This is a genomic window from Kocuria aegyptia (assembly GCF_039530085.1).
GTDB lineage: Bacteria > Actinomycetota > Actinomycetes > Actinomycetales > Micrococcaceae > Kocuria > Kocuria aegyptia.
Map to the genome: position 1 here is coordinate 15,341 of NZ_BAAAOA010000019.1, position 11,633 is coordinate 26,973.

Annotated in this window: 14 protein-coding genes; 6 read left to right on the forward strand and 8 right to left on the reverse strand. The window is 73.2% G+C overall.

The window, feature by feature from the left end; translation table 11 throughout:
- The 3 genes from galE to dapD all read right to left on the reverse strand — a co-directional run bounded on the left by galE (position 1) and on the right by dapD (position 3,090).
- Positions 1-1,023: a UDP-glucose 4-epimerase GalE gene (gene galE / locus ABD220_RS08925; protein WP_344121775.1), complete on the reverse strand. Its 1,023-nt coding sequence runs from the start codon at positions 1,021-1,023 to the stop codon at positions 1-3.
- A gap of 35 nt (positions 1,024-1,058) precedes the next feature.
- Positions 1,059-1,976 (reverse strand): hypothetical protein, encoded by a 918-nt coding sequence (locus tag ABD220_RS08930; protein ID WP_344121777.1) that lies wholly within the window; start codon positions 1,974-1,976, stop codon positions 1,059-1,061.
- Positions 1,977-2,124: 148 nt separating this feature from the next.
- A complete protein-coding gene (gene dapD / locus ABD220_RS08935) occupies positions 2,125-3,090 on the reverse strand; it encodes a 2,3,4,5-tetrahydropyridine-2,6-dicarboxylate N-succinyltransferase (protein WP_344121779.1) in 966 nt (321 codons plus the stop codon).
- Between the two features lie 51 nt (positions 3,091-3,141).
- Here dapD and dapE point away from each other — a divergent pair, with 51 nt between their 5' ends.
- Entirely contained in the window at positions 3,142-4,251 is a 1,110-nt protein-coding gene (gene dapE, locus ABD220_RS08940; RefSeq protein ID WP_344121781.1) for a succinyl-diaminopimelate desuccinylase, read from the forward strand.
- 6 nt (positions 4,252-4,257) lie between these two features.
- Here the strand turns inward: dapE and ABD220_RS08945 are convergent, their stop codons facing one another.
- The 4 genes from ABD220_RS08945 to ABD220_RS08960 form a co-directional block, all read right to left on the reverse strand.
- On the reverse strand, positions 4,258-5,130 hold the full coding sequence (locus tag ABD220_RS08945; protein ID WP_344121783.1) for an amino acid ABC transporter permease: 873 nt from the start codon (positions 5,128-5,130) through the stop codon (positions 4,258-4,260).
- The gene (locus ABD220_RS08950; protein ID WP_344121785.1) at positions 5,130-5,816 is read right to left on the reverse strand and encodes an amino acid ABC transporter permease; all 687 of its coding nucleotides are present in this window, start codon (positions 5,814-5,816) and stop codon (positions 5,130-5,132) included. Before ABD220_RS08950 ends, ABD220_RS08945 begins: the two co-directional genes overlap by 1 nt.
- 131 nt (positions 5,817-5,947) lie before the next feature.
- A complete protein-coding gene (locus ABD220_RS08955) occupies positions 5,948-6,799 on the reverse strand; it encodes a glutamate ABC transporter substrate-binding protein (RefSeq protein WP_344121787.1) in 852 nt (283 codons plus the stop codon).
- 54 nt (positions 6,800-6,853) lie between these two features.
- Positions 6,854-7,573: an amino acid ABC transporter ATP-binding protein gene (locus ABD220_RS08960; protein WP_425552543.1), complete on the reverse strand. Its 720-nt coding sequence runs from the start codon at positions 7,571-7,573 to the stop codon at positions 6,854-6,856.
- 232 nt (positions 7,574-7,805) lie between these two features.
- Between ABD220_RS08960 and ABD220_RS08965 the strand changes: the two genes are divergently transcribed.
- The 3 genes from ABD220_RS08965 to ABD220_RS08975 all read left to right on the forward strand — a co-directional run bounded on the left by ABD220_RS08965 (position 7,806) and on the right by ABD220_RS08975 (position 9,613).
- Positions 7,806-8,114, forward strand: coding sequence for a DivIVA domain-containing protein (locus ABD220_RS08965; protein WP_344121788.1), 309 nt, complete (start codon positions 7,806-7,808; stop codon positions 8,112-8,114).
- Entirely contained in the window at positions 8,111-9,334 is a 1,224-nt protein-coding gene (locus tag ABD220_RS08970; protein WP_344121790.1) for a hypothetical protein, read from the forward strand. Before ABD220_RS08965 ends, ABD220_RS08970 begins: the two co-directional genes overlap by 4 nt.
- Before the next feature lie 111 nt (positions 9,335-9,445).
- The gene (locus ABD220_RS08975; protein WP_075872508.1) at positions 9,446-9,613 is read left to right on the forward strand and encodes a DUF3117 domain-containing protein; all 168 of its coding nucleotides are present in this window, start codon (positions 9,446-9,448) and stop codon (positions 9,611-9,613) included.
- A gap of 100 nt (positions 9,614-9,713) precedes the next feature.
- Here the strand turns inward: ABD220_RS08975 and ABD220_RS08980 are convergent, their stop codons facing one another.
- Entirely contained in the window at positions 9,714-10,346 is a 633-nt protein-coding gene (locus tag ABD220_RS08980; RefSeq protein ID WP_344122069.1) for an O-methyltransferase, read from the reverse strand.
- Between the two features lie 220 nt (positions 10,347-10,566).
- Between ABD220_RS08980 and ABD220_RS08985 the strand changes: the two genes are divergently transcribed.
- The gene (locus tag ABD220_RS08985) at positions 10,567-11,238 is read left to right on the forward strand and encodes a hypothetical protein (RefSeq protein ID WP_344121793.1); all 672 of its coding nucleotides are present in this window, start codon (positions 10,567-10,569) and stop codon (positions 11,236-11,238) included.
- Positions 11,239-11,275: 37 nt separating this feature from the next.
- Positions 11,276-11,629 (forward strand): twin-arginine translocase TatA/TatE family subunit, encoded by a 354-nt coding sequence (locus tag ABD220_RS08990; protein WP_344121796.1) that lies wholly within the window; start codon positions 11,276-11,278, stop codon positions 11,627-11,629.
- The last annotated feature ends 4 nt before the right edge of the window (positions 11,630-11,633 follow it).

Genomic DNA, 11,633 nt, shown 5'->3' on the forward strand with positions numbered 1-11,633 from the left:
TCAGACGTCCGCGGCGTAGCCCTCGGGATTGCTCCGCTGCCAGTTCCAGTGGTCCCGGCACATGGTGTCGAGGTCCCGGTCGGCGGACCAGCCCAGCTCGGCCAGGGCCGTCGACGGGTCGGCGTAGGACACCGCGGCGTCGCCGGGCCGGCGGTCCACGATCTCGAAGGGGATGCTCCGCCCGGAGGCCCGCTCGAAGGCGGCGTGGACCTCGAGCACCGAGTAGCCCTTGCCGGTGCCCAGGTTCCACGTGCGCACCCCGCCGTGCTCGGCGATGTGGTCCAGCGCCCTGAGGTGCCCGTCGGCGAGGTCGACCACGTGGATGTAGTCGCGCACGCCCGTCCCGTCGGCGGTCGGGTAGTCGGCCCCGAAGACCTTCAGCTTCTCCTGCCGACCCACGGCCACCTGGGCGATGAACGGCAGCAGGTTGTTCGGCACGCCCGTCGGGTCCTCCCCGATCCGGCCGGACTCGTGGGCGCCCACCGGGTTGAAGTAGCGCAGCAGCGCCACGTTCCAGGCCGGGTCGGAGGCGGCGAGGTCCACGAGCATGTCCTCGATGTGCTCCTTGGTCCGGCCGTACGGGTTCTGCGCGTCCATGGGCTGCTTCTCCGTCAGCGGCATCTCCTCGGGGGCGCCGTAGACCGTGGCCGAGGAGGAGAACACGAGCGAGCGGCAGCCGTGGGCCTCCATGGCGTCCAGCAGGTTGAGGGTGCCGGCCACGTTGGTGCGGTAGTACCAGAGGGGCTTCTCCGCCGACTCGCCGACGGCCTTGAGCCCCGCGAAGTGGATCACGGCCTCCGGGCGGTGCTCCGCGAACAGCGCGTCGAGTCCCGCAGGGTCCAGGAGATCGACCTCGGCGAACGCGTCCACGGACCGTCCCGCGAGCTCCTCGACGCGCGCCAGGGAGGCCCGTGAGGAGTTCGCGAGGTTGTCCATCACGACGACGTCCTGTCCGGCCCTCAGCAGGGCGAGGACGGTGTGCGAGCCGATGTAGCCGGTTCCCCCGGTCACGAGAATCTTCATTCTCCCAGCATATCGACCGGACTGCGGCAAGTCCCTCAGGAGCTCCCGAGGACCAGCACGACGTCGCCGGGCGGCGGACCGCCCTTCGGATGGGCCTCGGCGGCGTCCACCCAGCCCGGGGCCGGCGCGAAGCGGGTGGTGCGCTGGTCGGCCCGGACCCAGCTGCGCCCGTCGAAGGAGACCTCCGCGATGCCCAGCGCGTCCGCCTGCGCGACCGCCCAGTGCGCCACGGCCCAGCCCTCGGGCTTCCCGGGCGCGGGCACGACGACCCGGTCCCCGTCCGTGCGCGGGGCCGGGACGGCCGCTCCGAACGCGTCGCGGAGGGCGTCGGCCGCCCGGCCCGGGTCGCCGGGCCCTGCGGGGCCCTCGAGCACGCAGTTGAGCGAGGCCTCGGTGGCGCCGGTCAGGCTGCCGGCGAAGGCCCGGGCGACGCCCTCGTGCCGTGCGTACGCCTCCGGGTGCCCGGAGCGCTGGACGGCCTGGGCGGCGTCGGTGACGGACATCGTCGCGTAGTCGAGCTCGGCGAGGCCGTCGTAGAAGGCCGCCGTGGCGTGGGCCGGGTCCATGATCTGCTCCACCGTTCCCCAGCCCTGCGACGGGCGCTGCTGGAACAGCCCCACGGAGTCCCGGTCCCCGTAGTCGATGTTGACCAGCTTCGACTCCTGCATGGCGGTGGCCAGGGCCACGACCGCCGCGTACGGGTCGGTCCCGCGCGCCACGGACTCGGCGGTGATCAGGGCGGCGTTGGCCGACTGCTCCGCGGAGAGGGTGTAGCGCTGCCGCTCACCGTCCGCGCTCGAGACCACGCACCGGGGCTCCCCGGCCGAGGGCCTGCCGGCGCGCAGCTCGACGGCCACGAGGGCCCCCGCCGCGAGCACGGCGCCGAGGAGCAGGAGCACGAACAGGGACAGCCGCAGCGAGCTGCTGCGGCGGCCGGGGACGGGGGAGGACACTGAGCGCTCCTGAACGGGCGGGAGAACGGACGGGAGGAAGGACCGGCCGGGGGAACGGGTGGCCGAGGGGCGGGGACGGCCGACGCCGCGCAGGGCGGGTCGTGCCCGTCCTGCGCGGCGTCGGGTGGCGGGGCCGGACCCGCGGTGCTCAGTTGGCGTGCAGCGCCGCGTTGAGCTCCACGGTCCCGCCGGCGCGGGGCAGCACCTCGACGGCGCCGGTGAGGGAGTTGCGGCGGAACAGCAGGTTGGACAGGCCCGAGAGCTCCGAGGCCTTGGCCGTGGAGAGCTCGCCGTCGGAGTGCACGCTCACACGGGTGCCGGCGGTGACGTAGAGGCCGGCCTCGACCACGCAGTCGTCGCCGAGGGAGATGCCGACGCCGGAGTTGGCGCCGAGCAGCACGCGCTCGCCCACGGAGATCCGCTCCTTGCCGCCGCCGGAGAGGGTGCCCATGATGGAGGCGCCGCCGCCGACGTCCGTGGCGTCGCCCACGACCACTCCGGCGCTGATCCGGCCCTCGACCATGGACTGGCCCAGGGTGCCGGCGTTGAAGTTGACGAAGCCCTCATGCATCACCGTGGTGCCCTCGGCGAGGTGGGCGCCGAGCCGGATCCGGTTGGCGTCGCCGATCCGCACGCCCATGGGGACCACGTAGTCCACCATCCGCGGGAACTTGTCGACGCTGTGCACGGTCACGTGCCCGCCGGAGGCCTTCATGCGGAGCAGCGCGGAGGTCAGCTCCTCGGCGAGCACCGGCCCGCGGTCCGTCCAGGCGACGTTCGCGAGCAGACCGAAGACGCCGTCGAGGTTCAGGGTGTTGGGGCGCACGAGGCGGTGGGAGAGCAGGTGCAGGCGCAGGTACGCGTCCGCCGCGTCGGCGGGCGCCGCGTCGAGGTCGATCACGGACTCGACGATCTCGCTGCGGACGTTGCGGTCGGGGTCGGCGGTGGCCGCGAGCCGCAGGTCCGCGTCGAGGGAGGTGTCGACCGCGTCGGAGAGGGACGGGGTGGGGTACCAGACGTCGAGGACGGTGCCCTCCTTGGGGCCCGAGGCCACGACGGTGGCCAGGCCGAGACCGGAGGCGGGACGAGAGGTGGAAGCAGTCATGGCTTCCATCCTACGGGGCACGCCGGGCCCGGGCCGACCGGCGGAGAGGGCAGCCCCGTTATGCTGGCAGCCATGATCGCACCCGAGCTCGACCTCGCCGCGGACCCCGCCGACCTGACGGCCGCCCTGATCGACATCGCGTCCGTCTCGGGCTCGGAGGGCCCCCTCGCCGACGCCGTCGAGGCCGCGCTGCGCCGGATCCCGCACCTCACCGTGCACCGGGACGGGGACGCCGTGGTGGCGCGCACCGACCTGGGCCGCGCCGAGCGGGTCGTGCTCGCCGGCCACCTCGACACCGTCCCCCTGCCCACCGCTCCCGGCGCCCGGGGGACCGTCCCCTCCATCTGGGCGGGAGCCGGCGGCGACCGGGTGCTCTACGGCCGGGGGGCCACGGACATGAAGGGCGGCGTGGCCGTCCAGCTCGTCCTGGCCGCGGCCCTGACGGCGCCCAACCGCGACGTCAGCTACGTCTTCTACGACCACGAGGAGGTCGAAGCCGACGCCAGCGGCCTGGGACGGCTGCAGCGCAACGCCCCGGAGCTGCTCGAGGCGGATTTCGCGGTGCTGCTCGAGCCCACGGACGGGACGGTGGAGGGCGGGTGCAACGGCACGATGCGCTTCCGCATCACCACCACCGGGCGCGCCGCCCACTCGGGGCGGTCCTGGATCGGGGAGAACGCGATCCACAAGCAGGCCGACGTCCTCGCCCGGCTGGCTGCCTACGAGCCGCGGAGCGTGACGGTGGAGGGGCTGGAGTACCGGGAGGGGCTCAACGCGATCCGGATCGGCGGCGGCGTGGCCGGCAACGTGGTCCCGGACACCGCCCACGTGGAGGTCAACTACCGCTTCGCCCCGGACAAGAGTCCCGAGCAGGCCCTGGCGCACGTGCGCGAGGTGTTCGACGGCTACGAGCTCGAGCTCACGGACCTGTCCCCGGCGGCGCGGCCCGGCCTGGACCGCCCCGCCGCCGCGGCGTTCGTGGCCGCGGTGGGCCAGGAGCCGAAGCCGAAGTACGGCTGGACCGACGTGGCGCGCTTCTCCGAGATGGGCGTGCCGGCGGTGAACTTCGGTCCCGGCGACGCCCTGCTCGCCCACACCGACGACGAGCACGTGCACGCCGACGCCGTCCGGGAGTGCTGCCGCGCCCTCGCCGCGTGGCTCACCGACTGAGCGGCGTCAGACGGCGGTCTCCTCGGCGGCCATGGGTCCCTCGGCCGGCTTGGTCCGGCCCGCGGTGCGGTAGCTGAGGAACCGGGAGAGCCACGCCGCCAGCAGCGTCAGCAGGTAGTTGATCAGCACGAAGACCAGGGCCACGACGAACAGCGTCTGGAGGATGTTGCCGTCCCCGGAGCCCAGGCGCCGCCCGCTCGCGAGCAGCTCCGGGTAGGTGATGATGTAGCCCAGGGCCGTGTCCTTGAGGATGACCACGAACTGGCTGACCAGCGAGGGCAGCATGGCCGTCAGCGCCTGGGGGAGCTCGATCAGGCGCAGCGAGCGGGACGGCGTGAGCCCGATGACGAGCCCGGCCTCCCGCTGCCCCTTGGGCAGCTGGTGGACTCCGGAGCGGATCAGCTCGGCGATCACGGACCCGTTGTAGAACATCAGCCCGAGGACCACCGCCCAGAAGGGGACGTTCGACGGCTCGACCAGCCCGGCCCGCCCGATGCCCAGGTAGAAGAAGATCATCATCACCAGCACCGGGACGGCGCGGAAGAACTCCACGACCACGGTCGAGACCCACCGGACGGGCCCGATCTGGGAGAGCCGCCCGAGCCCGAAGACCAGGCCGAAGGCGATGGAGAGGAGCACCGCCAGCAGCGCGGCCCGGAGGGTGTCCCACAGGCCCGGGAGCAGGAAGTTCTCCCACGTGCGCGCGGTCAGCAGGGGAGCCCACCTCGCGGCGTCGAGCTGGCCCTGTGCGGCCAGCTCGCCCAGCACGACCCAGGCGAGGGCCGCCGCGAGCAGCGCGCCGAGCACGTTGAGCGCCGCGCTGATCCGCCGGCCGCGGGGTCCTTGGACGTCGAAGAGGACGTTCTGGGTCTTGGCCATCAGCGCTTCACCGCCAGCTTCCGGGAGGCCCAGGTGGTGAGCAGGCCCACCGGGACCACTATGAGGACGAAGCCGAGGGCGACCACCAGGAAGATCGCGATGATCACGTCCGGGCGGAACTCGATCATGGTCTTCATGAGCGAGGAGATCTCGGGGACCGACGCGGCCGCAGCCACCGTCGTGTTCTTCGTCAGGGCGATCAGGGTGTTGCCGAGCGGCGTGACGGCCCCCCGCAACGCCTGCGGGAAGATGATCAGCCGGGCGGCGGGCAGGAAGGACAGGCCGATGGCCCGGGCGGCCTCGGCCTGGCCGACCGGCACGGTGTTGACCCCGGAGCGGATTGCCTCGCAGACGAAGGCCGCGTGGTAGAGGCTCAGGCCGACGACCGCCCAGTTGAAGAAGTTCTGGTTGAAGTCGGCGGACAGGGTGATCCCCAGCTGGCTCCACACGCCCAGGACCAGGAAGACGAGGATGATGGTCAGCGGGGTGTTGCGGAACAGGTTCACGTACCCGGTGCCCAGCAGGCGCAGCGACGCGATGGGGGAGATGCGCATCAGCGCGATCAGCCCGCCGAGGACGGCCGAGCCGATCGCGGCCCAGAAGGTCAGCCGGAGGTTGAGCCAGAAGGCGGCCAGGACGTCGTACTGCTCGAACAGACTTGCGAAGTCGGCCAGGTAGTCGCTCACGGGAGCTCCCGGGGATCGGGGTGGTGCTGGGTCACGCGAGGGCCCTTCGTCGTCGAACGGTCGGTGTGCTGCGGGAGCGCCGGTCCCGCGGCCGGCCGGGACGGGCCGGCCGCGGGCTCACGCGTCCGTCGTCACTCGCCGCAGGGCTCGGGCTCCGGCGGGTTCAGCTCCGCGTTGTAGGAGTAGTCGGCCCCCTCCGTGTTGGCGGTGACCGCCTCTTCCCAGGCGCCCTCGTCGATCATCTTGGTGATGGCCTCGTTGACGGCCTCGCACTGGTCGGAGCCCTGCGGCAGTCCCACACCGTAGCGCTCCTCGGAGAAGGTGTTGCCGACCACCTTGAACTTGCCCTGGTTGGCCTCGGTCGAGGCGAGGCCCGCGAGGATGATGTCGTCCGTGGTCACGGCGTCCACCTGCCCGGACTCCAGCGCGGTGAGGCAGTCGGCGTAGCCGGGCTGCTCGACGAGGTTGGCGCCGGGCTGGTCGTCCTTGACCCGTTGCGCGGAGGTCGAGCCGGTCACCGAGCACAGGTTCTTGCCCTCGAGGTCGGCGGGGCCCTGGATGCTGTCGTCCTCGGCGCGGACCAGCAGGTCCTGGCCGGCCACGAAGTAGGGGCCGGCGAAGTCCACGGTCTGGTCGCGCTCCTCGGTGATCGAGTAGGTCGCGAAGATCATGTCCACCTGGTCGTTGGCGAGCATGTTCTCGCGGTTGGCCGAGGGGGACTCGACCCACTCGATCTGGTCCGCCGAGTAGCCGAGCTCGTTGGCGACATACGTCGCGACGTCGACGTCGAAACCGGTGTACTGGTCGCCGTCCCGGAAGCCGAGACCCGGCTGGTCGTACTTGATGCCGATCCGGACGGACTCGCCGGACCCGCCGGTCTCTCCGCCGCCGGCCTGCTCGTCGCCGCCACCGCCGCACGCGGTGAGGGTCAGGGCCGCGGCCGCGGCCATCGCGGCGAGTCCGAGGGGCTTGGTGTTGCGCATGGTCTGCTCCTTGCAGTCGAGGTGATGGCGTTCGGTCGGAGGGGCGGTGGACGGTCAGTGGCCGAGGATCTTGCCCAGGAAGTCCCGGGCGCGGGCGGAGCGCGGATTGGTGAAGAACTCCTCGGGGGTGCTCTCCTCGACGATCTGCCCGTCGGCCATGAACACGACGCGGTCGGCGGCCTTGCGGGCGAAGCCCATCTCGTGGGTCACCACGATCATGGTCATGCCCTGCTTCGCCAGGGCCACCATGGTGTCGAGCACCTCGTTGATCATCTCGGGGTCGAGGGCGGAGGTCGGCTCGTCGAAGAGCATGACCTTCGGCTCCATGGCCAGGGCACGGGCGATGGCGACGCGCTGCTGCTGGCCGCCGGAGAGCTGCGCGGGCAGCTTCTCGGCCTGGTTGTCGACGCCCACGCGGGTCAGCAGCTCCATGGCCTGCTTCTTGGCCTCGGCCGCCGACTTCCCACGGACCTTGACGGGGCCCAGGGTCACGTTCTGCAGGACCGACTTGTGGGCGAAGAGGTTGAAGGACTGGAAGACCATGCCGACGTCGGCGCGCAGCCTCGCGAGGTCCTTGCCCTCCTCCGGCAGCCGTTTGCCGTCGATGAGGATCTCGCCGTCGTCGATGCTCTCGAGCCGGTTGATGGCCCGGCACAGGGTCGACTTGCCGGAGCCGGAGGGACCGATCACGACCACCACCTCGCCGCGCTGCACCTCCAGGTTGATGTCCCGGAGCACGTGCAGGTCCCCGAAGTGCTTGTTGACGTGCGACATGCGGACCAGGGCCTCGGCCGTCCCCGCGGTGGGGGAGGCCGGTGCGGCGGCCGGCGGAGTGGCGTGTGACATACCGGAAAGATATCCCAGAATCGTCCGGCGTGACGCAGGGCACGTTGTGATCGGGCGGATTGCGTACCCGTCCGTAGAAATGTTGCGGCGCCCGCGTGCGCGCGCCCGTCCGCGCCCGCCCGTGCGGACGGGCGCGGCGGCCGGCGCATAGCCTGGGGACATGACCGAACTCCTCGTGGTGCTGACCGGGCTCGTGCTGCTGCTCACGGTGGCCGGCGTCGTGGTCCTCGGCCGCGACCGGCTCTCCGACCGGGTCTCACCGGCCCGGGACGGCATCGACGTGGGCCGCGCCCCCGACGCGCCGCTCGTGCTGCCCGAGCACCCGACGGCGGCGGACGTGGAGCGGATCGCGTTCTCCGTCCGGCGCCGGGGCTACGACCCCGCGGAGGTCCGCGCCGTGCTCGCCCACCTCGCGGACCGGCTGCCGCCGCCGGAGGACCCGCCGTCCCGCCCGGTGCCGGGAGCGTGAGCGCCCGGCCGGCCGTGGCCCTCCGGTGGGCGCAGGCCTCCTGGTGGGCGCAGGCACCCTGGTGGGCGCAGGCGCTGCTGGTCTGGGGGGCCTCGCGGACCTGGGCGTGGGCCGTGTTCACCACGGTGGGCCGGCAGCAGGGCCCCGGGCCGTGGGGGGACGGCCCGCTGAGCTACCTCGAGTTCACCGGCACCTGGGACTCGGACTGGTACGAGCGCATCGCCCGGGAGGGCTATCCCGCGTCGCTGCCCCGGGACGGAACCGGGCAGGTGCAGGAGAACGCCTGGGCCTTCTACCCGGTCTTCCCGCTGGTCGTCCGGGCCGCCTCGGCGCTCACCGGCACGGGCTGGGACGTGACCGCCTCGGCCGTGTCCCTGGCGGCGAGCCTCGGCGCCGTCCTGCTCGTCCACCGGCTGTTCCTCCGGTTCGCCCCGCCGGCCACCGCGCTGTGGGGGCTCGCGTTCGTGGCGTTCAACCCGGTGGCTCCGGTGCTGCAGGTCCCCTACGCCGAGTCGCTGCACCTCCTGCTGCTCGCGGGCGCGCTGCTGCTGGTGGGGCGGGGGAGCCACCTCGCGGCCGCCCCCGTGGTGCTCCTCATGTGCCTGACGCGCCCTGCGGGGGTGCCCTTCGCCGCGGCACTCGGGATCACGTGGTTCGTGCGCACCGTGCGCCGGCACCGGTCCGGACAGCTGCGTCGCGCGGTCGACGCCGTCGACGGGCTGCTCGCCCTCGCGGTCTTCTCCTGCGGCGCGGCCCTCGCCTGGCCGGCCGTCGCGTGGGCCGTCACGGGGGAGCCGAGCGCGTACACCGACACCGAGACGGCGTGGCGGGGCGGCGGAGGGCTGGAACCCGTCGTGCCGTGGTTCGACGCCGCCACCGGGCTGTTCGGGCCCGTGCTGGGACTCGCGGCGCCCGTGCTGCTGGTCGCGGGCGGGACGGTGCTGTTGCGGACCCGCGCGGTGCGGGACCGGTTGGACCTGCTCACGCGCGTGTGGCTGGCCGGCTACGCCGTCTACCTGCTCCTCTTCCTCCACCCCCAGAGCAGCACGTTCCGGCTGCTGCTGCCGCTGTTCCCGCTCGCCCTGCCCCTGGCCGCGGTCTCGGACTCGCGCGCCTACCGGGTGGCCTGCGTGCTCTCCGGTGCGGTGCTCCAGCTCGTCTGGGTCGGCTGGCTGTGGCACTGGAAGCAGCTGCCCGGGGGCGGGGACTACCCGCCCTGACCCCGGACCCGCCACGCCGACGCGGTCCGGGGGGCGCCGGGGTGGTCCGAATCCACGGCGGCGGCTCGGATAGGATGGGATTCACACCGATCGAGAAAGAGGAGTTCCCACATGGCGGCCATGAAGCCGAGAACCGGTGACGGACCGATGGAGGTCACCAAGGAGGGGCGCAGCCTCATCATGCGGGTGCCGCTCGAGGGCGGCGGACGGCTGGTGGTCGAGCTGAAGCCGGGCGAGGCCGCGGAGCTCAAGGAGTGCCTGGCCGGCGTCACCGAGTGACTCCCGGCGCGGACGGCGGGGGGCCCGGCACCACGAGGTGCCGGGCCCCTCGCGGTCCGGCCGAATCCTGGCGGAACCCCGGCGGGCGGGAACCGGCCGCTCAGCGGCGCACGGCCAGCAGCAGGCCCGAACCGGTCGTCAACAGCGCGGTGCTGAAGCGCTCGTCCTCCCGGAACAGCCGGTGCACGGCCCGCATGGTCCTGGTGTTCTCCTCGCGGTTGGCCGGCTGCGCCACCTTGTCCTGGGACAGGGCGTCGTTGACCACCAGCATCCCGCCCGGACGCAGCAGCCGGACCGCCTCCTCCGCGTAGTCGAGGATCCCCTCCGCGTCGGCGTCGAGGAACACGAGGTCGTAGGCGCCGGCACTCAGCCGGGGCATCACGAGGGACGCGCGGCCGGGGATCGTGCGGGTCCGGCTCGTCGGGATCCCGGCCTCCCGGAACGTGTCGCGGGCGGCGCGCAGCGCCCGGATGTCGGTGTCGATCGTCGTCAGCACGGACGTGCCGGGCAGCCCGCGCAGCAGGGCGAGACCCGACACCCCGGCCCCCGTGCCCACCTCGACCACCGTCGCGGGCCGGGCCGCCGCGGCGAGCACGGTCAGGGCGGCGGCCGTCCCCGGGGTCACCGGGGGAATGCGCAGGGCCAGGGAACGCTCCCGGGCGCGGTAGGCGAGCTCGTCCTCGGCGGCGAACGCCTCGGCGTACGACCAGCTCGTCGTCTTGTCCGCGCCCATGGTCCGCCCTTCGTCGCTGTAGTGGATGCGCGCCATCCTACCGGCTGGGCCCCCTCCGCCCGGCCACCGTCCAGTCGGCATCCAGCTTCCCGGTCGATCATGGAGACGACCACGACGCCTTCCAGGGGCCCGTTCGGGGACCCGTTCATCGACCCGACCGCGGCGCGGGACCGGAGCACGGCCGGACCGTCCTGCCCGCACCGCCGCACGAGGAGGACCGATGTCCCGCCCGGACCGCACCGCGCCGGCCCGTCGCAGCAGCGCGCTCCCCGTGGCCGCGGCCACCGTCAGCGCAGTGCTCACCCTGGTCCTCGGCTCCGGCTACGCGGTCGGGCGCACGGTCGTGGCGCAGTCCGCGGACAGCGCCGAGGAGCGGGCGCCGGTCTCGGTGTGGCACGGCACCGACGGGGTGCTGCACGCGGACGAGGTGTCCGCGGACGGGCTGCGCGCGGAGGGCTGGACCCTGCCCACCCTGGCCTCGGACGGGTTCCGGGTGGTCTCGATGACCCGGGGCACCCTGTCCGGGCGCCCGGTGGTCGTCGTGAGGCTCCACCGCGGCGAGGACGAGGTCGTCGTGGTCGAGCAGCGCGGGCGGGTCGACCGGGCGAACCCCATGGACGGGCTCACCGGGCTGCCCGTGAGCGCCGAGGGCCTGGAGCCCGTGGCGGTGGAGGGCGTGCCGCTGTGGGTCGACCCCGGCCCGCCGTGGCGAGTGGTGCTCGTGGGCGACGAGGTCGTCTACACGGTCTCGGGGGACTCCGGCCCGTCCGCGATGGCCCACACGGTGGGCCTCGTCGTGGCCGACGAGCGGGGACGCGTGGTGGAACCGTCCGCCGGGGACCCCGGCGCCGTCGAGACGGTGCTCGTGGGCCTGCGCGAGATCTTCGGCTGAGCGGCCCCCGGCCCCCGGACTGGTAAAATCTCTTCCTGTGCTCGGCATCAACGGCGGCGAAGCGATCATCCTGGTGCTCCTGGCCCTGTTCATCATCGGGCCGGAGCGGCTGCCGGAGTACGCGGAGAAGCTCAAGGAGCTGGTCAGGGCCGCCAAGCGCTACGCGACCGGCGCCACCGAAGAGCTCAAGGAGACCCTCGGGCCGGAGATCGCCGACGTCGACTGGCGCAAGCTCGACCCCCGCCAGTACGACCCCCGCACCATCGTGCGCCAGGCTCTGCTGGAGGACGACGAGCCGGCGGAGCGCGCCGCGCCGCGGTCCCGCCCGGGGCCGGTGCTGACCCGGCTGGCCCCCGGTGAGCGCGCGCCCTTCGACCCCGAGGCCACCTGAGCCG

Excerpts from the sequence above, each read along its gene's own strand:
- galE (WP_344121775.1), bottom strand. The coding sequence starts at position 1,023 with ATGAAGATTCTCGTGACCGGGGGAACCGGCTACATCGGCTCGCACACC.
- dapD (WP_344121779.1), bottom strand. The coding sequence starts at position 3,090 with ATGGAAGCCATGACTGCTTCCACCTCTCGTCCCGCCTCCGGTCTCGGC.
- dapE (WP_344121781.1), top strand. The coding sequence starts at position 3,142 with ATGCTGGCAGCCATGATCGCACCCGAGCTCGACCTCGCCGCGGACCCC.
- ABD220_RS08945 (WP_344121783.1), bottom strand. The coding sequence starts at position 5,130 with ATGGCCAAGACCCAGAACGTCCTCTTCGACGTCCAAGGACCCCGCGGC.
- ABD220_RS08955 (WP_344121787.1), bottom strand. The coding sequence starts at position 6,799 with ATGCGCAACACCAAGCCCCTCGGACTCGCCGCGATGGCCGCGGCCGCG.
- ABD220_RS08960 (WP_425552543.1), bottom strand. The coding sequence starts at position 7,573 with ATGTCGCACGTCAACAAGCACTTCGGGGACCTGCACGTGCTCCGGGAC.
- ABD220_RS08965 (WP_344121788.1), top strand. The coding sequence starts at position 7,806 with ATGACCGAACTCCTCGTGGTGCTGACCGGGCTCGTGCTGCTGCTCACG.
- ABD220_RS08975 (WP_075872508.1), top strand. The coding sequence starts at position 9,446 with ATGGCGGCCATGAAGCCGAGAACCGGTGACGGACCGATGGAGGTCACC.
- ABD220_RS08980 (WP_344122069.1), bottom strand. The coding sequence starts at position 10,346 with ATGGGCGCGGACAAGACGACGAGCTGGTCGTACGCCGAGGCGTTCGCC.
- ABD220_RS08985 (WP_344121793.1), top strand. The coding sequence starts at position 10,567 with ATGTCCCGCCCGGACCGCACCGCGCCGGCCCGTCGCAGCAGCGCGCTC.